Origin of the sequence: Streptomyces lothianensis, from assembly GCF_047779955.1 — a bacterium.
Lineage (GTDB): Bacteria > Actinomycetota > Actinomycetes > Streptomycetales > Streptomycetaceae > Streptomyces.
Genome location: NZ_JBLMKT010000077.1, coordinates 77,945 through 98,302 on the forward strand (window position 1 = coordinate 77,945; position 20,358 = coordinate 98,302).

Genomic DNA, 20,358 nt, shown 5'->3' on the forward strand with positions numbered 1-20,358 from the left:
GCCCGGCTCACGGCCCGCCGGCCCCCGGTGCCCCGGTCGCATGCGCGGCCGGGGCACCCTCATCGGGACGCAGGGCGTCGAGGATCACGGTGAGTCCGAAGGCGAACTCGTCCGCGTAGTCGTAACCGGGCCTGAGGACGTGCTCGGTGGCCAGTTCCACGAGGTGCGGATAGGCGTCGGCGGGCATCTCCTGGAGGATGGCGCCCGCGACGTCGTCGGCCTCCGCCGAGGTGCCGAACGGCAGGCTCAGCTCCTGGAGTACGAAGCCGTACAGGTAGCTGTCGATCAGCGAGAAGGCGTGCCCGGCCATGGGCACGGAGAACCCGGCGGCTCGCAGTACGCCGATGACGGCGTCATGGTGCCGCAGGGTCGCCGGCCCCGGCCGGGTGCGGGAGTCCATCAGACCGACGGCCCACGGATGGCGCCGCAACGCGGCACGGGCGGAATCCGCGCGGCGGCGCATGGCGCCCTTCCAGTCCCCGTCAGCCCGCGGCAGCTCGATCTCCGCGAACACCGCGTCCACCATGCCGTCGAGGATGTCCTCCCGGCCCGCGACATGGTGATAGAGCGACATCGCCTCGACGCCCAGCGGTCCGGCTACGGCCCGCATCGTGAGCGCGCCCACTCCCTTCTCGTCCGCCACCGCCACCGCCGCCCGGATCACCCGCTCGCGGCTGAGCGGTGTACGAGCCGCCGCTCCGCGCCGCCGCCCCTTGCTTCCCTCTCGCATGCTCCTCTTTCCTCCGCTGCCGCTGCCGCTGCCTTGCAGTCGCGGCACACCTTTGCAGTCCATACAGGCCTTGCGGACCTTACAACATAAGGTTACCGTGCCTTACGCCATAAGGTCCGAGTTGCGGTGAAAGGGCGACGCCATGGGAACGGAACGCATGCGGAAGGTCTGCATCATCGGAGCTTCGGGGAAGCTCGGGCAGTACATGGTCCGGCACGCGCTGGACCGGGGCTACGAGGTGGTGGGCGTATGCCGGGAGCGCAGCGTGCCGAAGCTGGCCGCGCTCAAGGACCGGATGACCATCGTGCCCGGCCCCACCAACGATCCGGAGGTGATCCGGCGGGCGGTCGCCGACTGCGACGGAGTGCTGACGGTGCTGGTCCCGTGGGGCGTACAGCAGTACGCCTCGGGCACGGCCCAGGCGGTGCTCGACCACGCACGGCCCGGCGCACGCCTGGTCTTCTCCTGCGGCTGGCACATCACACGCGACGGCAAGGACCGGTACTCATGGTGGTTCAGGACGTCCGTCCGCGTCGTCGCCCGGCTGGCCAAGCTCGTCCGGGCCGTCGAGATCGACGACCAGGTGGAGGCGTGCCGCAGGGTGTTCGCCAGCGACACCCGGTGGACCGTGGTGCGCGGCAGCAACCTGGAAGAGGGCGAGAGCCAGGGGCTGCCCGCGTGGAGCCGGCACGTCGGTGACCCGGTGCTGGCCGGCAACCTGACGCGCCGTATCGACTTCGCCCTGTTCATGGTGGAGGCGCTCACCGACGACACACTCGTCCAGGAGGCCCCGGCGATCGTCGGATGCCGTACCGCCGGCGCCCTCGCCCACGCCGGTGCCGACGCCGACACAGGCACCGGCACCGGCACCGACGGTACGGCCGGTCGCGTCTAGGAGGTGGGATCGACCGCCTCGAGGTACATGCCCGACTCGGAACGGCCCGGGGTGTTCCGGCAGGCGAAGTCCCCCGTGGCCGCCTCGCGGAACAGTTCCAGGCAGCGCCCGAGCGCGAGCTGCCCGTAGTAGTTGGGATGCATCGACTCCTGCACCGGCCCCTGCGTGCTGTCACTGTCGATCCAGCGGGCCCACTCGCTGCGGTCCGCCGACGCGGGAGTGCCCGCGCTCACCTGTTCACTCGCCGTGGCGCACACCTCCCGCCCCTGGAGCATGTCCTGCAGGTCCAGGAACCGGGCCCCCTTGGTCTGCGCCACCGCCGCGAGCCGGCCGGCGAGCTGGGGCACCAGCGCGTCCCGGGCCCAGTCGGCGTCCTTGTCCCAGAACGGGCATCCGCCGGTGAGCGTGCGCGACCAGCCCCGCTCGCTGTAGCGGTTCTCCGCACCCCGCGGAATGGGAGAGGGATAGGACTGCAGCACGAGCTGGTAGTCCTGGAGCCCGTAGCCGGCCTCGCTCATCACCGCGCGGATCTCGTCGACAGCCACCCCGACCTTGGCGATCACGCCGTCGATGCGCGCGTCCACCAACTCCTGCTGGTCGTCGTGGCAGTAGGAGTACCAGACGATGTAGTCCTTGGCGCAGGTGGTGATGATGTCGGCGAAGCCGAGGTCGTTGCCGCCCACGGAAAGGACGATGGCACGTACGTCCTTCTCGGCGGCGACGGCGGCGAGCCGGTCGGCCTGAGGCGCCTCGCCCTTGAAGGACTGGCCGCCGTTCGCGGCCCGGATGACGTTGGCGGTGGTGGCCCCCGAGCAGGCAAGGTTCACGGCCGTCTCCGCGCCCAGCGCGCCGCCGTGGACCTCGGCGGAGTCCGAGCGGTGGCAGCCGCTTGCCGCGGTGGTGCCGTAGACGCGGGACGGATCGTAAGACGAACCGGTCCAGGCCCGGTCCGTGCCGTCCCGACTGCCGCTGTTGGTCAGACTGTTGCCGCGCCAGCGCCCGGCCTCACCGGAGATGTAGCTGTCCCCCATCGACACCACGACGGGCTGACCGTTTCCGGGGCTGGCCGCGGCCGGTGACGCACCGGCGACACCGACGACTCCGGTGGCCATTCCGGTCAGTGCCAGCGCCGCGCAGACAAGCCGACGGCGCATGCGGGGAAGCACCGGCAGGGATCCGATGCCGCCACGGGCAGGTGCGGGGCGCGTGCGGCGTGCGAGGCGTGTGCGATGCATGGGGGGTATTGCGGACACGGCGAACTCCATCGTTCGGCCACACCCGTCAGCGGTGACGCGGTCACGACTGAGCTGTCGCTTCCGCGGCGTGCGGGCGTGGCTGTTGGGGATTCAGAGCAAGTTACCGGCCGGTTGCTTGCGGGAATCTCGCACGCCTGGACCTGCCGCCGCCAGTCGAACGACGATCACTTTTCGGTCACGAACCTGGCCGAAATACGCAACGCTGCGTAGCGAAAGCACGCCACCAGCGGCACAACTCGGCGCACCACACGGCCCGTTCGGCACCTCCACCGACGGGGGTCCTTTACAGCCAGGTTCCCGAAGTGGCGCCGACCACACGAATCACAGCACGGCGGAAGAGTCTTCACGAGACACCCACACGCCCCGCAAGATTTCCCACCGGGCGCGGACGGGAGGCGCACCGCACCGCAAGATCAACTTCGTTGAAATCTGCACCTCTTGCGGCGACATGTCCGCATCTGGGCCGTCCGGAATGCGGATACTTCCCTCCGACTACCGACCTCCGATAGGCATATGCCGACCGGGGCCGCGGACCACGGCTCCGGGTGCACTCGACCACGCACCGACAGGGGGGACTCACCCATGTCCACCATCACGCGCCGCCACGCCCTGGGCGCCGCCCTCGGCACCGTCGCGGCCACCACCGCCGCAGGACCGCTGATCTCCGGACCCGCACTGGCCGACTCGCGCCAGGCGCCGGCCCAGGACGGAGGCCAGGACCTGGGCCGGGACCGGGCCCACGGCTCCTCCACATTCGACCTGGAACCGTTCGACGAGGTCTACCAGGGCCGCCACATCCAGGGCGCGCCCTCCCGCGACGGCGGACACCACGGCGGGCACGGCGGCGGACACCACGGCGGACACGGCACCGGCTACACCGTGCACATCGACGGTCAGGAGCTGCACCTCATGCGGAACGCCGACGGCACCTGGATCAGCGTCATCAACCACTACGAGCCGGTCGCCACGCCGCGCGCCAGCGCACGCGCGGCGGTGCGGGAACTCCAGGGCGCACGGCTGGTCCCGCTCACGGCGCCCTGAGCACAGCCGCGCCGCGCAGACCGCCCGACAAGCACCCGACAACCGCCCGACGACCACCTTTTGACCGCCCCCATGACCGCCTGATGACCGCCTGATCCAGGAAGGCCGGAAGCCACCCGTCATGACCGTACGCAAGAACCAGTCCCAGCTGACCACGGCCGAGAAGCGAGCCTTCGTCAACGCCGTACTCGAACTCAAGGCCAGTGGCCGCTACGACCCCTTCGTCGCCACCCACAACGACTTCATCATGAGCGACACCGACAACGGCGACCGCGTCGGACACCGCTCGCCGTCCTTCCTGCCCTGGCACCGCCGGTTCCTCCTGGAGTTCGAGCGAGCCCTGCAGTCCATAGACCCCACCGTCGCCCTGCCCTATTGGGACTGGACGGCGGACCGCACAACCGGATCCTCGCTCTGGGCCCCCGACTTCCTCGGCGGCACCGGCCGCAGCCGCGACGGCCAGGTGATGGACGGCCCGTTCGCGTACAGCGGTGGCCGCTGGGAGATAACCGTCCGCGTCGACGGCCGCAACTACCTGCGCCGCGCCCTCGCCTCCAGCTGGCGCGGCCTCCCGACCCGCGCCGAGGTCGACTCCGTACTCGCCATGGAGACCTACGACACCGCCCCCTGGAACAGTGCCTCCGACGGCTTCCGCAACCACCTGGAGGGCTGGCGCGGCGTCAACCTGCACAACCGCGTCCACGTCTGGGTCAGCGGCCACATGGCGACCGGCGCCTCCCCGAACGACCCGGTGTTCTGGATGCACCACGCCTTCGTCGACAAACTCTGGTCCGACTGGCAGCAGCGCCACCCCGACTCGCCCTACCTGCCCGCAGCGGGCACCCCCGACGTCGTGGACCTCCACGACACCATGCGCCCCTGGAACGACATCACCCCGTCCGAGATGCTCGACCACACCCCGCACTACACCTACGACACGGCGGCGTGAGTGTGATGTCTGACCCCGCTGGTGGTCACCCGACCTGCTGATCTGCGGTTCTTCCGTGAACAGCGGCCGCCCGCACGCTTCGAGATGTCAGGTGGCGGAGCGTGCAGAGGCGGCCGCTGTTCACGGGTGTGCCGGTCGGCGCGAACGTCTTCGAGGCATTGGAGCGCTGTCCCGCTTCGGGTCGAGTTCTACAACTGCCCTTGCGCCCGCGGTCGCAGCGGGCCCGCTTCGGCAGCCACGCGCGCGGTCAGTGCCCGCGGGCGAGCCACTCGGGCAGGCTGGGAGCCTCCTTGGCGATGGTGGTGCTCGGGCCGTGGCCGGTGTGGACGGTGGTGTCCGCAGGGAGCGTGAGCAGTTGGCGGCGGATCGAGTCGACGATGGTGGGGTAGTCGGAGAACGAGCGGCCGGTGGCGCCGGGGCCGCCGGAGAAGAGGGTGTCTCCCGTGAAGACCGCCCCGAGGCCGGGCGCGTACAGGCAGACGGCGCCGGGGGCGTGTCCGGGGGTGTGCAGCACCGTCAGGTCCATGCCCGCGACCGTCAGGGTCTGCCCGTCGGTGAGGGGCTGGTCGGGGGCGTGGTCGGGGTGGGTCATCCGCCACAGCGGCAGGTCGCCGGGGTGGAGGAGGACCGGGGCGCCGGTGCGGCAGGCGAGGGCCGGGGCGGCGTTGACGTGGTCGTCGTGCGCATGGGTGCACACGACCGCCAGCAGCCTTCGGTCGCCGATCGCGGCGGCAATGGCGTCGGCGTCGTGCGCGGCGTCGATGACGATCGCCTCGGTGTCGTCGCCGACGATCCAGACGTTGTTCTCGACGTCCCAGGTGCCGCCGTCCAGCGAGAAGGTGCCGGAGGTGGTGAGGTGTTCGATCCGTGCGGTCATCACAGCATCACCACCGAGCGCAGCACGTCGCCGGAGCGCATCCGCGCGAAGGCCGTCTCGACGTCGTCGAGGGAGATGGTCTCGGTGACGAAGGCGTCCAGGTCCAGGCGGCCCTGCTGGTAGAGGTCGACGAGCATCGGGAAGTCGCGGGAGGGCAGGCAGTCTCCGTACCAGGAGGACTTGAGGGCGCCGCCGCGGCCGAAGACGTCGAGCAGCGGCAGGGTCAGTTCCATGTCGGGGGTGGGTACGCCGACGAGGACGACGGTGCCCGCGAGGTCGCGGGCGTAGAAGGCCTGCCGGTAGGTCTCCGGGCGGCCGACCGCGTCGATGACGACGTCCGCGCCGTGCCCGCCGGTCAGCTCGCGGATGGCTTCCACCGGGTCGGTGGTGCGGGAGTTCACGGTGTGGGTGGCGCCGATCGTGCGGGCCTTGTCCAGCTTGCGGTCGTCGAGGTCGACGGCGATGATCCGGGCGGCTCCGGCCAGCCGGGACCCGGCGATCGCCGCGTTCCCGACGCCGCCGCAGCCGATCACGGCCACGGAGTCGCCGCGGGTGACTGCGCCGGTATTGATGGCGGCGCCGAGACCGGCCATCACCCCGCAGCCGAGCAGCCCGACCGCGGCCGGGGACGCGGCCGGGTCGACCTTGGTGCACTGCCCGGCGGCGACCAGGGTCTTCTCTACGAAGGCGCCGATGCCCAGCGCCGGGCTGAGCGGGGTGCCGTCGGCCAGGGTCATCGGCTGCTTCGCGTTGTGGGTGTCGAAGCAGTACTGCGGGCGGCCCCGGCGGCAGGCGCGGCACTGCCCGCACACCGCACGCCAGTTCAGGACGACGAAGTCGCCGGGTGCGAGGTCGGTGACGCCGTCGCCGACGCTCTCCACGACGCCCGCGGCTTCATGGCCGAGGAGGAAGGGGAACTCGTCGTTGATCCCGCCCTGCCGGTAGTGCAGATCCGTATGGCACACGCCACACGCCTGAACCTTCACCACGGCCTCTCCCGGGCCCGGGTCCGGCACCAGGACCGTGGCGATCTCGACCGGGGCGTCCTTCGCGAGGGCGACGACCCCGCGTACCTGCTGTGACATGTGTGCTGTCCTTTCGCTGTGTGAACTGTCGGCTACGATCTCCGCGTACGGCCGCATGCCCCACCCAGACACGGGAGAGCGGCATATACCGTCATGATCTGGGGATCAGATAGCTGATACCAGCACAGCGGAGCCGGACCTGGACCCTGCCACTGTCCGAGACGCTGTCCCGACCGGCCCCGATGACCCCGCTGCCGGACTGATCGCACTGCCGAAGAGTCCCAGTGGTGGCAACGCTTTCCGAGGTACAAGTCCTGTTGGACTCGCCTCGGTTCAACTCGTCTGATCCTGAGCCACGGCTCAAGCTCACATGCCACGATCCGGCCCGTACCAGGGCTCAGGACGGTCTTCGACGGACATCGGAAGGTATTCCATCTTCACTGGGCCGGGATAGAACACCGCACTGTTGGGGCCCGTCATGTCTTCACCGATGAGGTAGCGGTAGAGCCACTCGGCGAAGCTCATGCGGTATTCGGCCCAAGTCTCGTCGAAGTTCACCAGGAACCGGGGGTCGTCGTCGGCGCCGGCCAAGAAGACGTTCTCACCTCGGTCACTGCCCACGATCGGCCACAGTCCATCGCGAGTTCCGAAACTCAGTTCCGCAAGCCCGAAGAGCTGGAGCGGGTCGCCCTCCACATGGAAGTCGTCCCACGACAAGCCTGACCAAGCCTCGATGCCACCGCGGATCCCCTCACCCAGGTTCCAACGCTCGGTCGCGGGATGGTCGAGATACAGATGCCCATTGATCATCACAGGCGCGAAGGCGTCGACAACGGCCCGGAAATCGGACGGAAGCCGTATCCCGAGTTCCGCGTGCAGACGATCCCAGGCAGCCGGGTCCGCGTAGCGGTTCTCGGCGGGCCCGAGCATCTTCATGACGGCGGCCAGATAGTCAGTCATGGGGCATCACCATATGCATCGCGGAGCAGCATCAAGGCGGATGATCCTGTCAGACCGCCTCAAGCCGCGCAGGATCCGATGCCCTTGACCTGAGGGTCAGGGCTCGGGAAGTCACCTGGCATGCCGGGTACATGGATGGCACGTCCGTACACGCGCGCCAGGAACTCGACCGCACCGACCCGGAACTCCGACCAGTCTCCGTTGTCTCCACGGACCACCACCGGCCATGCGTCCGGGTCCGCCGGGCTCGTCTTCCAGTAGAAGGAGTCCCCGGAGTTGGATGATGCCCAGCCGAGGAGGCCGCCTGGCTGTGGGAAGGGTGCATAGCCTTCGGCATCGTCCATCTCGTAGAGGTCATGGAGGATTTCGTCCTCCCTGGCCTCAGTTGCCCACAGCTCCTCGGTACCGGGCGCAGGCACGGAGAGCATGAGGAAGTCATCGATAACGAGGACGGGATACGTCTCCGACAGGACGCGGAAGTCCGAGGGCAGCTGCGCACCGAGCTTCGCTTCAAGAGCGGGCCAGTCAACATCGCGCCCTTCGGGCACGCGCCACCGGCGCATCGACGGGAGCGCGCGCTCCAGCTGTTCGAGGCGTGTGCGTGCGGTCATCAACAAAGCCTCCTCGGAGGCGCGCTCGCCAGTCACCCGTGGAGCATATAGAACGCTTGAGCGATGAGGTGGTGGGATTCTCCGGTCCGTTTCGGCGGAATGCCCAAGGGAGGGACCGAACCCGGCCCGCCGGAGCGAGCGCGGGTGCCGGTGCGGGTGCGGGACTTCGGTCCCGGGTGGGCCCTAGGCTCGGTGGTGTACGCGGGGCGGGTGGCTCCAGGGGCCGGAGATGCGGCCCGGGGCCACCGGAATGTGACCGCCCGGGTCCAGGGGTGAGGAGGCTTTCGGTGCGGAAGGTTACCTATACGTTGGGTATCTCGCTCGATGGATACATCGTCGGGCCGGACGGTGATTTCGCCTCCTGGGCGCCGCCCGACGAGGAGTTGTGGGACTTCCAGATGGAGTCGATCCGTGAGGTCGGTGTCCACCTGCTCGGGCGGCGGCTGTACGAGGCAATGCTGTACTGGGAGACGGCCGACCAGGAGCCCGGGGTCGACGCCACGCAGCTCGCGTGGCGCGAGCTGTGGCTGGCGATCCCCAAGGTGGTGTTCTCCCGCACGCTGTCCGAGGTGCGGGGCAACGCCCGCCTCGCGAGCGGCAGTCCGGCACAGGAGATCGCGCGGCTGCGGGCCGAGCCGGGTGAGGGGGATATCGCGATCGGCGGTGCGCGTCTGGCCGCGCAGGCCGCCGATGCGGGGCTGATCGACGAGTACCGGACCAAGGTGTGCCCGGTGCTCGTGGGCGGCGGGGTTCCGTACTATCCGCAGCATGAGCGGCGGACCGATCTCGAGCTTGTCGAGTCGCGGACCTTCCGGTCCGGGGTGGTCTATCTCCGCCACCGGGTGGTGCGTGAGTAACTCGCCGACGCTGTGCTGCTGATCGGCGACCGCCGGTCTGCGTGGGCGGCCCCTGCGGGCCGCCAGGCCGGGCAGGGCAGGCCGGGCAGGCAGGGCAGGCCGGGCAGGGCGGTGTCTCAGGCCACCGAGCCGATCCGCCCCGCCGGCTCAGTCGCCGGGTCGTGGTGGATCGGGGTGTGGGCGCCGGTGAGGGAGACCCCGCTGCCGCCGCGGCGGTTGGCGACGATCTCCGCGGCGATCGACAGGGCCGTCTCCTCGGGCGTACGGGCGCCGAGGTCGAGGCCGATCGGGGAGCGCAGGCGGGCGAGTTCGAGTTCGGTGACGCCGACCTCGCGCAGGCGCCGGTTGCGGTCCTCGTGGGTGCGGCGGGAGCCCATGGCGCCCACGTAGGCGACGGGGAGGCGGAGGGCGTGCTGCAGGAGAGGGACGTCGAACTTGGCGTCGTGGGTGAGGACGGCGAGGACCGTACGGCCGTCGACGCGGCCCTCGGCCTCGGTGCGCTCCAGGTACTTGTGCGGCCATTCGACGACGATGTCGTCCGCTTCGGGGAAGCGGGTGCGGGTGGCGAAGATCGGGCGGGCGTCGCAGACGGTGACGTGGTAGCCGAGGAATTTGCCGATACGGACGAGGGCCGAGGCGAAGTCGATGGCGCCGAAGACGATCATCCGCGGGGGCGGTACGGAGGATTCGATGAGGAGGGTGAGGGGCTGTCCGCAGTGGGAGCCGTCCGCGCCGATGGTGACGGTTCCGGTGCGGCCGCCGTCCAGCATGGCGGTCGCGGAGGCCGCGGCCGTACGGTCCAGCTCCGGGTGGCCACCGAGGCCGCCCTCGTACGAGCCGTCGGGGCGGACGAGCAGGGCGCGGCCCATGACGTCGGCCGGGCCGTCGGTGATCCGGGCGACCGCGGCTGCCTCTCCCGAGGCGGCCGCGGCCAGCGCGGCGGCGGACACTCCCCGTCCCGGAGCGTCCGCACGTATCGGGGTGACGAGGATGTCGATGATGCCGCCGCAGGTCAGGCCCACGGCGAAGGCGTCCTCGTCGCTGTAGCCGAAGCGTTCGAGTACGGTCTCGCCGTCTTCGAGCGCCTGCATGCACAGGTCGTAGACCGCGCCTTCCACACACCCGCCTGAGACCGAGCCGATGGCCGTGCCCTCGCTGTCGACGGCGAGCGCGGCACCCGGCTGCCGGGGTCCGCTGCCGCTGACGGCCACGACGGTGGCGACGGCGAAGTCGCGTCCCTGCTCGACCCACCGGTTCAGCTCTTCGGCGATGTCCAGCATGTCGGTCTCCTTACGGGCGGCCCTTGCGGGCGGCCTCACGGGCGGGTGTGTGGAAGGGCGTATGGAAGGGCGGGAAGGGCGGCTGTGGGTCAGACGCCCAGCCATCCCTCGATGGCGTGGAGCGAGAAGAAGGCCACGAAGACCGCGGCCAGCACCCACATCAGCCAGCCGATCTCGCGCACCTTGCCCTGGACGGTCTTGATCAGGACGTGGGCGATGACACCGGCGGCGATGCCCGCGGTGATGGAGTACGTGAACGGCATCAGAACGGTGGTCAGGAACACCGGGATGGAGGTGGCCTGGTCGTTCCAGTCGATGTGCTTGGCGTTGGCCAGCATCATCGAGCCGATCACCACGAGGGCCGCGGCGGCGACCTGGGTGGGGATGACCTGGGCGAGCGGGGTGAAGAAGAGGCAGAGCGCGAAGCCCAGGCCGGTGACGACGGAGGCGAAGCCCGTGCGCGCGCCGTCGCCGACGCCCGCGGTGGACTCGACGAAGACGGTCTGGCCGGAGGCGCCGGCGACACCGCCGATCACACCGCCCGCACCGTCGACGGCCAGGGCCTTGTTGAGGCCCGGCATCTTGCCGTCCTTGTCGGCGAGACCCGCCTGCTGGCCGATGCCGATGATGGTGCCGATGGCGTCGAAGAAGCCGGCGAGGACCAGGGTGAAGACGATGACGCCGACGGTGATGGCGCTGATGGAGCCGATGCCGCTGAAGGAGACCTCACCGAAGAGACCGAAGTCCGGCGTGTCGACGATCGAGCCCTTGAGCTCGGGGGCGTTCAGGCCCCAGTCCTTCGCCGAGAGTCCGGCGACCTGGTGGACGATCGCCGCGAAGACGGTGCCGCCGACGATGCCGATGAGGATGGCGCCGGGGATCTTGCGGACCAGCAGGGCGAAGATCAGCAGGACGGTGACGGCGAAGCAGGCCGTCGGCCAGCCGACGAGCTTGTCGTCGATGCCGAGCTGGATGGGCTTGCCGCCCATGGCTCCGTGCTCGGAGGGCATGGAGGTCACGAAGCCGGCCTGGACGAGGCCGATCAGGGTGACGAACATGCCGATCCCCATGGTGATGGCGTGCTTGAGCGCCAGGGGGATCGCGTTCATGATCAGTTCACGCAGGCCGGTGACGACGAGCAGAACGATGATCGCACCGTAGATGATGCACATGGCCATGGCGTTGCCCCAGGTCATCTGGGGTGCCACCTGGAATGCCATCACCGCGGAGACGCTGAGTCCCGCGGCCAGGGCCAGCGGCACATTGCCGATGAAGCCCATGGCGATGGTGGTGACGGCCGCGGCAAGTGCCGTGGCGGTCGTCAGCTGGCCGATGCTGAGGTGCGCTCCGGTGACGTCCGCCGCACCGCTCAGGATGACCGGGTTCAGGAGGATGATGTACGCCATCGCCATGAAGGTGGTGATGCCGCCGCGCACCTCCCGCCCGACGGTGGAGCCGCGCTGGGATATCCGGAAGTACCGGTCGAGCCATGAGCCGCCGCCACCGGACGGTGGCGTGGTGCCGGGACCCGAGTGATCGGGTTCGGTGACCTTCGGCTCTGTGTACTGCTGGGTCATGGTGCCTACTCCCAAGGTTCATAGGGGCACCCGCATACGCTCTGCGAGATTTGGGATTGCTCTGGGCTGCACGACCCGGGGGACGGCCCGAGACGAACGGGGGGAGTGCTTTCGAGGGGCTGCCTGGGCGGCCCCTCCCGGCCTGCGCGAGCGGTGCGCGGGCCGGGTGCTGCGGGCGGGAGTACCAGTGACCTGGCTGCTGCGACTTGGCTGCTGCCGGAAGACTTGACCTATTACTTCGCGGCAACTCCGTGGCCCGGAGCGTGGGGTGGGGGCGCCCGGTTGTACGGGGCGCCCGCCCCCGGTGGGAGGCGACCGGTCCTTCGAGGTGCCCGGCCGCCTCCCGTGGTGCATCACGTACCGGTGAGGTGCTCCGGACGCACCGGCGTCTTGTCGAGTTGCAGACCCGTCGCGTTCCGGATCGCCGCGAGGACGGCCGGGGTCGACGACAGGGTCGGGGCCTCGCCCATGCCACGGAGGCCGTAGGGGGCGTGGGGATCCGCCAGCTCGAGGTAGTCGACCGGGATGGTCGGCGTGTCGAGGATGGTGGGGATCAGGTAGTCCGTGAAGGAGGGGTTGCGCACCTTCGCGGTCTTCGGGTCGACGACGATCTCCTCCATCACCGCGACGCCCAGGCCCTGGGTGGTGCCACCCTGGATCTGGCCGACGACGGAGAGCGGGTTGAGCGCCTTGCCGACGTCCTGGGCGGTGGCGAGTTCGACGACCTTGACGAGGCCGAGCTCGGTGTCCACCTCGACGACCGCGCGGTGCGCGGCGAACGAGTACTGGACGTGGCCGTTGCCCTGGCCGGTCCGCTTGTCGAAGGCCACGGTCGGCCGGTGCCGCCACTCGGCCTCGACCTCGACGGTCTCCCCTTCGAGGAGTTCGGCCAGGTCCGCGAGGACCTCGCCGCCGTCGGTGACGACCTTGCCGCCTTCGAGCAGCAGCTCGGCGGTCGCCCACGCGGGGTGGTACGAGCCGAACTTGCGCCGGCCGATCTCCAGGACCTGCTCGCGGACGAGCTCGCAGGAGTTCTTGACCGCGCCGCCGGTGACGTACGTCTGGCGGGAGGCCGAGGTCGAACCGGCCGAGCCGACCTGGGTGTCGGCGGGGTGGATGGTGACCTGCTGGACACCCAGTTCGGTACGGGCGATCTGCGCGTGGACGGTGATGCCGCCCTGGCCGACCTCCGCCATCGCGGTGTGCACGGTGGCGACGGGCTCGCCGCCCAGGACCTCCATGCGCACCTTGGCGGTGGAGTAGTCGTCGAAGCCCTCGGAGAAGCCGACGTTCTTGATGCCGACCGCGTAGCCGACGCCGCGTACGACGCCTTCGCCGTGCGTGGTGTTGGAGAGGCCGCCGGGCAGGGCGCGGACGTCCGCGCCCTCACTGGACTCCCACTGGCGCTCGGGCGGCAGCGGGCGGGCCTTGACGCGGCGCAGGATCTCGGCGACCGGGGCCGGCGAGTCGACGGGCTGGCCGGTCGGCATGATCGTGCCCTGTTCCATCGCGTTGAGCTGACGGAACTCGACCCGGTCCATGCCGAGCTTGTCGGCGAGCTTGTCCATCTGGGCCTCGTACGCAAAGCAGGCCTGGACGGCGCCGAAGCCGCGCATCGCGCCGCAGGGCGGGTTGTTCGTGTAGAGGGCGACGGCCTCGATCTCGACGTCGTCGCAGACGTACGGGCCGAGCGAGAGCGAGGAGGCGTTGCCGACGACCGCCGGGGAGGCCGAGGCGTAGGCGCCGCCGTCCAGGACGATCTTGCACTTCATGTGCGTGAGCTTGCCGTCCTTGGTGGCGCCGTGCTCGTAGTACAGCTTCGCCGGGTGGCGGTGCACATGGCCGAAGAAGGATTCGAAGCGGTTGTAGACGATCTTGACCGGCTTGCCGGTGCGCAGTGCCAGGAGGCAGGCGTGGATCTGCATCGAGATGTCCTCGCGGCCGCCGAAGGCGCCGCCGACGCCGGAGAGCGTCATGCGCACCTTCTCCTCGGGCAGGCCGAGGACGGGGGCGATCTGTCCGAGGTCCGAGTGCAGCCACTGGGTGGCGACGTACAGTTCGACGCCGCCGTCCTCACAGGGCACGGCGAGGCCGGACTCGGGGCCGAGGAAGGCCTGGTCCTGCATGCCGAAGGTGTACTCGCCCTTGACGACGAAGTCGGCCTTCTCGGCCGCCTTGGCGGCGTCGCCGCGGATGATCGGCTGGTTGTGGACGATGTTCGGGTGGGAGACCCACTCGATGTACTCGTCGTCGCGGCCCTCGTGGACGAGTACGGCGTCCTCCGCCAGAGCCGAGGCCTCGTCGGTGATGACGGGCAGCTCCTTGTACTCGATCCTGATCTTCGCGGCGGCGCGGCGGGCGGTCTCCGGGTGGTCGGCGGCCACGAGGGCGACCGGCTCACCGTGGTGGCGGACCTTGCCGTGGGCGAGGACCGGGGTGTCCTGGATCTCCAGGCCGTAGTGCTTCATCTCGGCCGGGAGGTCGTCGTAGGTGAGGACCGCGTAGACGCCGTCCATGGCGAGGGCCTCGGAGGTGTCGATCGAGACGATCTCGGCGTGCGCGACGGTGGAGCGCAGGGTCTGGCCCCACAGCATGTCCTCGTGCCACATGTCCGAGGAGTACGCGAACTCGCCGGTCACCTTGAGGGTGCCGTCGGGGCGCAGCGTGGACTCGCCGATGCCGCCCTGGTTGTGCTTCTGGGTGACGTTCGTGGGCGCACCCGTGGTGGTGGTCTTGGTGCCAGCCATGATCAGACCGCCTCTTCCTGACGGGCGGCCGCCAGGCGGACCGCGTCGAGGATCTTCTCGTAACCGGTGCAGCGGCAGAGGTTGCCGGAGAGCGCCTCGCGGATGTCGGCGTCCGAGGGGGACGCGTTGCGCTCCAGGAGCTCGTCCGCGGCGACCAGGAGGCCGGGGGTGCAGAAACCGCACTGCACGGCGCCGGCGTCGATGAAGGCCTGCTGGATCGGGGACAGGTCCCCGCCCTCGCCCGCCTGGCCGTCGGTGCCCTTGGCCTGCCAGCGCTGGGCGGCGTCCAGGGAGGTGCCGCAGGAGCCGGAGCCGCAGGCACCGCCCGGGTGGGCGTCCTCGCGGTGTGCGGCGTAGTCGGCGAGACCCTCGACCGTTACGACCTCGCGGCCCTCCGCCTGACCGGCCGCGACCAGACAGGAACAGACCGGGACGCCGTCGAGGCGGACCGTGCAGGAACCGCATTCGCCCTGCTCACAGGCGTTCTTTGAGCCGGGCAGACCCATGCGCTCGCGCAGCACGTACAGCAGGGACTCGCCCTCCCAGACGTCGTCCGCCGTCTGCTTGCGGCCATTGACCGTGAAATTGACTCGCATGGTTACGCCGCTCCTTCAAGCTCGCGGCCCTTGCCGCCGCGGTACGACTCCCACGTCCACATCAGCGTGCGGCGGGCCATGACACCGACCGCGTGGCGGCGGTAGTCGGCCGAGCCGCGCACGTCGTCGATCGGGTTGCAGGCACCCGAGGCGAGCTGTGCGAACTGCTTCGCGATGGACGGGGTGATGATCTTGCCGCTCTCCCAGAAGCCGCCCTCTTCGAGCGCCGCGTTCAGGAAGTCCTCGGCCTCCTTGGCCCGGACCGGGGTCGGGGCCGCCGAGCCGATGCCGGTGCGCACGGTGCGCTCCTGGGGGTGCAGGGCCAGGCCGAAGGCGCAGACGGCGATGACCATCGCGTTGCGCGTGCCGACCTTGGAGAATTCCTGCGGCCCGGTGGCCTTGGGGATGTGGACCGACTTGATCAGCTCGTCGGCCTCCAGCGCGTTGCGCTTGACGCCCGTGTAGAACGCGTCGATCGGGATGAGGCGCACACCGCGCGCCTGCGATTCGGCCTCGACGTGCGCGCCGGAGGCGAGCAGCGCCGGGTGCGAGTCGCCGGCCGGCGAGGCGCAGCCGAGGTTGCCGCCGACGCCGCCGCGGTTGCGGATCTGCGGCGAGGCCACGGTGTGCGAGGCGCGCGCCAGACCCGGCAGCTCGTTCTTCAGATTCTCGATGATCCTGGTGTACGGAACCGAGGCGCCGAGGACGACCTTCTCCTCGCCGACCTCCCACTGGCCCAGCTCCGCGATGCGGTTGAGGTCGAGGAGGTACTCAGGGCGACGGTGGTCGAAGTTGATCTCGACCATGACATCGGTGCCACCCGCAATCGGCACAGCGGTGGGGTGCTCTGCCTTGGCGGCGAGCGCCTCCTCCCAGCTGGCGGGGCGAAGGAAGTCCATCAGTGGCTCTCTTCTACGTATCGGGTCGTTCTGAGGGTTTTTTCGAGCCATCCGGCTGTCGGGTCCTGGGCGCCGACGTGGCTCGTTCATGTGCTGTTCACGCGGAATAGCGCAAGTACACCGCCGGGACCTTGATCCCGGTCAGTCACCGAAACCATGAAGGAGTTCCCTGGTGACCGCTTTCATCTTGTAGATTCGTATGAAGGGAGCGTCCCACCAACACCATCGGTTTCATCCCCACGCTTCACTCTGATCAGCGATACGAAATCAAGCCAGGACAGCGGAGAGGTACGACATGCGCCTGCGCGCCCTACTGGAGACCGACGCGCTCGGCCTGCGGCTCCTCGGCGGCGATGACGAGCTGGACCGTACGGTCCGTGGCGTCATGACCACGGACCTGCGCGATCCCAGCCGCTATCTCTCCGGCGGCGAGCTGGTGCTCACGGGCCTGGCCTGGCGCAAGAGCGCCGCCGACTCGGAGAAGTTCGTACGGATCCTCGCCCAGCAGGGTGTCGCGGCGCTCGCGGCCGGTGAGGCCGAGCTCGGGGACATCCCCGACGATCTGGTCGAGGCCTGTGTACGCCACCGGCTGCCGCTGTTCGCGGTCAACGAGCGGGTGGCCTTCGCGACCATCACCGAGCACGTCGTACGGCAGGTCTCCGGCGAGCGCGCCGGGGACCTCGCGGCGGTGGTGGACCGCCACCGCCGTCTGATGACCTCCGGCCCCGCGGGCGGCGGCCCCGACGTGGTCCTTGACCTGCTGGGCACCGATCTCGACCTGCGCGCCTGGGTCCTCTCCCCCGCCGGACGGCCCATCGCGGGCTCCCGCTCGGCGGGCGAGCCGCTGCCCACGGAGGTGTGCGCCTCGCTCGCCGCCGAGCATCTGGCCGCCATCCGTACGGGTCGCCGTGGCCCCCATCGGGTGAACGTCCAGGGTGCACCTGGCACGACGTATTCCCTGTTCCCGATCCACAGCAGCGGCCGCGGCGCCGCCGCGGCCTCCCGTGACGTACGCGAGACGGTGCTCTCCGACTGGCTGCTCGCGGTCGAGGCGGACGCCGGCGACTGGCCCGAGGAGCGCCTCGACCTGCTGCAGGGCGTCACCCAGCTGATCTCCGTGGAGCGCGACCGCCGCGATGCGGCCCGTACCGTACGGCGGCGGCTGGCCCAGGAGGTCCTCGAACTGGTGCAGACGGGCGCGGCCCCCGCGGAGATCGCGGCCCGGCTGCGGGTCGCGGCGCCGGTGCTGCTGCCCGGGCTCGGCGCGGCACCGCACTGGCAGATCGTCGTCGCCCGGGTCGAATGGGACGGCGGCGAGATCGAGGGCGGTCCGGTCGCCCAGTCGCTCCTGGAGGAGATCCTCGTCGACCCGACGGCCTCCGGGCCCGAGCCCTCCGACCGGATCGCGGTCGCGCACACGGGGGACGAGGCGATCGCCCTCGTACCGCTGCCGGCCGTGGCGGCGGAGGAGGGGCCCGAGCCGAGCCTGCTCGCGGACTCGCTCCTTGAGACGGTGCGCGGTCCGCTGGCGGGCGGGCTCGGGGACGACGGGCGGGTGACGCTCGGCGTCTCGGCCGCCGTGCACTCCGCGGACGGGCTGCGGGGCGCGCTGGAGGAGGCCCGGCACGCCCGCCGGGTCGCCGCCGCGCGGCCGGGGCGGGTCTGCGCGGCCGGGCACCAGGAGCTCGCCTCGCATGTGCTGCTCCTTCCGTTCGTGCCGGACGACGTCCGCCGGGCGTTCACGGCGCGGCTCCTCGACCCGCTGCGGGACTACGACCGGCGGCACCGGGCCGAGCTGATCCCGACGCTCGAAGCCTTCCTGGACTGCGACGGCTCCTGGACGCGGTGCGCCTCGCGGCTGCACCTGCACGTCAACACGCTGCGCTACCGCGTCGGGCGGATCGAGCAGCTGACGGGGCGTGATCTTTCGCGGCTGGAGGACAAGTTGGACTTCTTCCTGGCGTTGCGGATGAGCTGAGTGCGCGTGCGTGCCGCGGTGAGCAGTACGCGTGCGGTGCTGCGCATTGCGTGTGCGGCGGTGCGCCGAACACGCGCGGCCCCTGGGGTGCCCGGGGCGCGCGTGTAGCACGGGGCGGGTGCGGTGGACGCGCCCGCCCTTCGCGTTCCCAAGATTGTGAAATCTTTCACCCATACCCTTGGCGGCCCACCTGATTCCGTGCTGAGATGCGGGTCACAACCCAATGACGCGCTCCCGGGGAGGGGAATGTGGCGGATACCGCCATGTCTGGCTCGGATTCCAGGTCAGGGTCGGTGGATTCGGATGCCGCATCGGCATCCTCGCCCGGGGCGCTGAAGAGATCCGCGCTGCGTACCGCGGTGTGGCGGCTGCGCTCGCGTGGCTGCTGGACGGACGCGGCCGCGCTGCTCGACCACGACTCCTCGCCCGCCACCGCGCTGCAGCGGGCCTCGCTGCTCGTCGAGCGCTGTCTGTTCACCGAACAGGGATGGCCCGAGGCGGAGGACGCGCTGCGTACGGCCGAGGCAGTGGCGCAGGACGACGAGGAGCGCGGGGCCGCGGCCTGCGAACGCGGGCAACTCGCGTATGCCGCAACGGTGTTGGGCGTACGGGACCGGGCGGACGAGGCGCGGGCGGCGCTCGGGCGGGCGGCGGCGCTGCTGCATCCGAGCGCGGCGGGGCGGCCGCTGCTCGACTTCCGGCGCGGTCTGATCGCCGAGCACCTCGCGGACTCGCCGCAGGCGGCTCTCGCGGCGTACCGCCGGGCGCATGCGGGGGCTGCCGCCCGTTCGGACTCGCTGCTCCTTTCGTTCACGTGGCGGCATCTTGCGGGGCTCGCGCTGCGGGAGGGGGAGCTGGCGGAGGCGCGGCACGGGTTCTCGGAGTCGCTGCGGATACGGGAGGAACTGGGGTATCTGGTCGGCACCGCCCCGGCATTGGTCGCTCTCGCGGAGGCGGAGCCGGCGGCTGAGGCGTCCCGCCTCGTGGAGGAGGCGGGGCGGCTGTTCCGGCTGCTGGGAGGTGTGCCTACGTGGCTGGCGGGGCGGTTCAGCACCGGCTGAGGTTCAGCACCGGCTGAGCGGCGGCCGTCCGGGTAACGCCGGGCGGGCCGGAGGTCACCCCCGGCGTCGACGCGCCCGGGGCGGCTGACAGGATCCGCGTATGAGCCGTGATCTCGCCCCACACCTCGCCCAGCACTTCGGACTGAGCGGTCGTACCGCGCTCGTCACCGGGGGAAGTTCCGGGATCGGGCGGGCCGTCGCCACCGCCTTCGCGCGGGCGGGGGCGCGGGTCGTGGTGCTGGCGCGAGGGGCCGAGCGGCTCACGGCGACCGTCGACGCCTTGCGCGGCGAAGGGCTCGACGCGGCGGCCGTCGTCGCGGACGTCGGGGACCGTGAAGCGCTGCGGGCGGCGGCCGAGGAGGCCGCAGGGGTGTACGGGGAGCCGGACGTGCTCGTCACCTCCGCGGGAATCAACCTCCGGCCCCCGCTGGACGAGCTGACCGAGTCCCAGTGGGACACGACCATGGCCGTCAACCTCGACGCCCCGTTCCTGCTCGGGCAGCGGTTCGGGCCGGGGATGGCCGAGCGCGGCTGGGGGCGGATCATCCATCTCGCCTCGCAGCAGTCGCTGCGCGCCTTCGGGAACAGCGGCGCGTACGGCGTCTCGAAGGCCGCGATCTGCGCGCTCACCCGCTCCCAGGCGGAGGCCTGGTCCCCGTACGGCGTATGCGTGAACGCGCTCGGTCCCGGTTTCGTCGAAACGCCGCTCACCGAGGCAGTGTTCAGCGATCCCTCGCGGGTCGAGGCGCTGGCGGGGCGCACGATGACGGGGCGCAACGGAACGCCCGAGGACTTCGCGGGACCGGCGCTGTTCCTGGCGAGTGACGCCTGCCGCTATATGACCGGTCAGACGTTGTTCGTCGACGGCGGTTTCTCCGCGACCTGAGAACGAGGCCGCCCGGCGGGTGACCACCACCTGGGCGGTGACCACCACCCTGGCTCCGAGCCTCCGAGCCTCCGAGCCCCGGACACCCCCTAGTGACCTGAGTCAGAGATTCGTCGGCAGTAGGCGGCGACCT

General features: G+C 70.5%; 18 protein-coding genes. 7 read left to right on the forward strand and 11 right to left on the reverse strand.

What is annotated here, in order from left to right:
• Nucleotides 1–7 precede the first annotated feature (7 nt).
• A complete protein-coding gene (locus tag ACLF6P_RS27750; protein WP_415953999.1) occupies nucleotides 8–730 on the reverse strand; it encodes a TetR/AcrR family transcriptional regulator C-terminal domain-containing protein in 723 nt (240 codons plus the stop codon).
• Between the two features lie 142 nt (nucleotides 731–872).
• Here ACLF6P_RS27750 and ACLF6P_RS27755 point away from each other — a divergent pair, with 142 nt between their 5' ends.
• Nucleotides 873–1,625, forward strand: a complete 753-nt coding sequence (locus ACLF6P_RS27755) for an NAD(P)-dependent oxidoreductase (protein WP_415954000.1) — start codon at nucleotides 873–875, stop codon at nucleotides 1,623–1,625.
• Here the strand turns inward: ACLF6P_RS27755 and ACLF6P_RS27760 are convergent.
• On the reverse strand, nucleotides 1,622–2,860 hold the full coding sequence (locus ACLF6P_RS27760; RefSeq protein ID WP_415954001.1) for a GDSL-type esterase/lipase family protein: 1,239 nt from the start codon (nucleotides 2,858–2,860) through the stop codon (nucleotides 1,622–1,624). The genes ACLF6P_RS27755 and ACLF6P_RS27760 overlap by 4 nt on opposite strands.
• Before the next feature lie 603 nt (nucleotides 2,861–3,463).
• Here ACLF6P_RS27760 and melC1 point away from each other — a divergent pair.
• Together melC1 and melC2 are read left to right on the forward strand one after the other, a co-directional pair.
• Entirely contained in the window at nucleotides 3,464–3,922 is a 459-nt protein-coding gene (gene melC1 / locus ACLF6P_RS27765) for an apotyrosinase chaperone MelC1 (RefSeq protein WP_415954003.1), read from the forward strand.
• A gap of 121 nt (nucleotides 3,923–4,043) precedes the next feature.
• On the forward strand, nucleotides 4,044–4,871 hold the full coding sequence (melC2, locus tag ACLF6P_RS27770; RefSeq protein ID WP_415954005.1) for a tyrosinase MelC2: 828 nt from the start codon (nucleotides 4,044–4,046) through the stop codon (nucleotides 4,869–4,871).
• 247 nt (nucleotides 4,872–5,118) lie between these two features.
• Here the strand turns inward: melC2 and ACLF6P_RS27775 are convergent, their stop codons facing one another.
• The 4 genes from ACLF6P_RS27775 to ACLF6P_RS27790 form a co-directional block, all read right to left on the reverse strand.
• Nucleotides 5,119–5,748 carry an MBL fold metallo-hydrolase gene (locus tag ACLF6P_RS27775; RefSeq protein ID WP_415954007.1) on the reverse strand — a complete coding sequence of 210 codons (630 nt, stop codon included), beginning with the start codon at nucleotides 5,746–5,748 and terminating at the stop codon, nucleotides 5,119–5,121.
• Nucleotides 5,748–6,833 (reverse strand): S-(hydroxymethyl)mycothiol dehydrogenase, encoded by a 1,086-nt coding sequence (locus tag ACLF6P_RS27780; RefSeq protein WP_415954009.1) that lies wholly within the window; start codon nucleotides 6,831–6,833, stop codon nucleotides 5,748–5,750. Before ACLF6P_RS27780 ends, ACLF6P_RS27775 begins: the two co-directional genes overlap by 1 nt.
• A gap of 306 nt (nucleotides 6,834–7,139) precedes the next feature.
• On the reverse strand, nucleotides 7,140–7,733 hold the full coding sequence (locus ACLF6P_RS27785) for an SMI1/KNR4 family protein (RefSeq protein ID WP_415954011.1): 594 nt from the start codon (nucleotides 7,731–7,733) through the stop codon (nucleotides 7,140–7,142).
• Nucleotides 7,734–7,792: 59 nt separating this feature from the next.
• Nucleotides 7,793–8,344, reverse strand: coding sequence for an SMI1/KNR4 family protein (locus tag ACLF6P_RS27790; protein WP_415954012.1), 552 nt, complete (start codon nucleotides 8,342–8,344; stop codon nucleotides 7,793–7,795).
• A gap of 287 nt (nucleotides 8,345–8,631) precedes the next feature.
• On the opposite strand from ACLF6P_RS27790, the gene ACLF6P_RS27795 reads away from it, so the two are divergent.
• Nucleotides 8,632–9,201 (forward strand): dihydrofolate reductase family protein, encoded by a 570-nt coding sequence (locus ACLF6P_RS27795; RefSeq protein WP_415954014.1) that lies wholly within the window; start codon nucleotides 8,632–8,634, stop codon nucleotides 9,199–9,201.
• 116 nt (nucleotides 9,202–9,317) lie between these two features.
• Here the strand turns inward: ACLF6P_RS27795 and ACLF6P_RS27800 are convergent, their stop codons facing one another.
• From ACLF6P_RS27800 to ACLF6P_RS27820, 5 genes are all read right to left on the reverse strand, one after another.
• Nucleotides 9,318–10,481 carry an XdhC family protein gene (locus ACLF6P_RS27800; RefSeq protein ID WP_415954016.1) on the reverse strand — a complete coding sequence of 388 codons (1,164 nt, stop codon included), beginning with the start codon at nucleotides 10,479–10,481 and terminating at the stop codon, nucleotides 9,318–9,320.
• An 89-nt stretch (nucleotides 10,482–10,570) separates the two neighbouring features.
• A complete protein-coding gene (locus ACLF6P_RS27805) occupies nucleotides 10,571–12,058 on the reverse strand; it encodes an NCS2 family permease (RefSeq protein ID WP_415954018.1) in 1,488 nt (495 codons plus the stop codon).
• Nucleotides 12,059–12,411: 353 nt separating this feature from the next.
• Nucleotides 12,412–14,805 carry a xanthine dehydrogenase family protein molybdopterin-binding subunit gene (locus ACLF6P_RS27810; protein ID WP_415954020.1) on the reverse strand — a complete coding sequence of 798 codons (2,394 nt, stop codon included), beginning with the start codon at nucleotides 14,803–14,805 and terminating at the stop codon, nucleotides 12,412–12,414.
• Between the two features lie 2 nt (nucleotides 14,806–14,807).
• A complete protein-coding gene (locus tag ACLF6P_RS27815) occupies nucleotides 14,808–15,401 on the reverse strand; it encodes a (2Fe-2S)-binding protein (RefSeq protein WP_415954021.1) in 594 nt (197 codons plus the stop codon).
• A 2-nt stretch (nucleotides 15,402–15,403) separates the two neighbouring features.
• Entirely contained in the window at nucleotides 15,404–16,300 is an 897-nt protein-coding gene (locus ACLF6P_RS27820) for an FAD binding domain-containing protein (RefSeq protein ID WP_415954023.1), read from the reverse strand.
• A gap of 295 nt (nucleotides 16,301–16,595) precedes the next feature.
• Between ACLF6P_RS27820 and ACLF6P_RS27825 the strand changes: the two genes are divergently transcribed.
• From ACLF6P_RS27825 to ACLF6P_RS27835, 3 genes are all read left to right on the forward strand, one after another.
• Nucleotides 16,596–18,278 (forward strand): PucR family transcriptional regulator, encoded by a 1,683-nt coding sequence (locus tag ACLF6P_RS27825; RefSeq protein ID WP_415954025.1) that lies wholly within the window; start codon nucleotides 16,596–16,598, stop codon nucleotides 18,276–18,278.
• Nucleotides 18,279–18,526: 248 nt separating this feature from the next.
• Nucleotides 18,527–19,339 carry a hypothetical protein gene (locus ACLF6P_RS27830; RefSeq protein ID WP_415954027.1) on the forward strand — a complete coding sequence of 271 codons (813 nt, stop codon included), beginning with the start codon at nucleotides 18,527–18,529 and terminating at the stop codon, nucleotides 19,337–19,339.
• Nucleotides 19,340–19,439: 100 nt separating this feature from the next.
• Entirely contained in the window at nucleotides 19,440–20,225 is a 786-nt protein-coding gene (locus ACLF6P_RS27835; RefSeq protein WP_415954029.1) for an SDR family NAD(P)-dependent oxidoreductase, read from the forward strand.
• The last annotated feature ends 133 nt before the right edge of the window (nucleotides 20,226–20,358 follow it).

Excerpts from the sequence above, each read along its gene's own strand:
- ACLF6P_RS27790 (WP_415954012.1), bottom strand. The coding sequence starts at position 8,344 with ATGACCGCACGCACACGCCTCGAACAGCTGGAGCGCGCGCTCCCGTCG.
- ACLF6P_RS27750 (WP_415953999.1), bottom strand. The coding sequence starts at position 730 with ATGCGAGAGGGAAGCAAGGGGCGGCGGCGCGGAGCGGCGGCTCGTACA.
- melC2 (WP_415954005.1), top strand. The coding sequence starts at position 4,044 with ATGACCGTACGCAAGAACCAGTCCCAGCTGACCACGGCCGAGAAGCGA.
- ACLF6P_RS27835 (WP_415954029.1), top strand. The coding sequence starts at position 19,440 with ATGAGCCGTGATCTCGCCCCACACCTCGCCCAGCACTTCGGACTGAGC.
- ACLF6P_RS27800 (WP_415954016.1), bottom strand. The coding sequence starts at position 10,481 with ATGCTGGACATCGCCGAAGAGCTGAACCGGTGGGTCGAGCAGGGACGC.
- ACLF6P_RS27760 (WP_415954001.1), bottom strand. The coding sequence starts at position 2,860 with ATGCATCGCACACGCCTCGCACGCCGCACGCGCCCCGCACCTGCCCGT.
- ACLF6P_RS27820 (WP_415954023.1), bottom strand. The coding sequence starts at position 16,300 with ATGGACTTCCTTCGCCCCGCCAGCTGGGAGGAGGCGCTCGCCGCCAAG.
- melC1 (WP_415954003.1), top strand. The coding sequence starts at position 3,464 with ATGTCCACCATCACGCGCCGCCACGCCCTGGGCGCCGCCCTCGGCACC.
- ACLF6P_RS27755 (WP_415954000.1), top strand. The coding sequence starts at position 873 with ATGGGAACGGAACGCATGCGGAAGGTCTGCATCATCGGAGCTTCGGGG.
- ACLF6P_RS27810 (WP_415954020.1), bottom strand. The coding sequence starts at position 14,805 with ATGGCTGGCACCAAGACCACCACCACGGGTGCGCCCACGAACGTCACC.
- ACLF6P_RS27815 (WP_415954021.1), bottom strand. The coding sequence starts at position 15,401 with ATGCGAGTCAATTTCACGGTCAATGGCCGCAAGCAGACGGCGGACGAC.
- ACLF6P_RS27775 (WP_415954007.1), bottom strand. The coding sequence starts at position 5,748 with ATGACCGCACGGATCGAACACCTCACCACCTCCGGCACCTTCTCGCTG.
- ACLF6P_RS27805 (WP_415954018.1), bottom strand. The coding sequence starts at position 12,058 with ATGACCCAGCAGTACACAGAGCCGAAGGTCACCGAACCCGATCACTCG.
- ACLF6P_RS27825 (WP_415954025.1), top strand. The coding sequence starts at position 16,596 with ATGCGCCTGCGCGCCCTACTGGAGACCGACGCGCTCGGCCTGCGGCTC.
- ACLF6P_RS27785 (WP_415954011.1), bottom strand. The coding sequence starts at position 7,733 with ATGACTGACTATCTGGCCGCCGTCATGAAGATGCTCGGGCCCGCCGAG.
- ACLF6P_RS27780 (WP_415954009.1), bottom strand. The coding sequence starts at position 6,833 with ATGTCACAGCAGGTACGCGGGGTCGTCGCCCTCGCGAAGGACGCCCCG.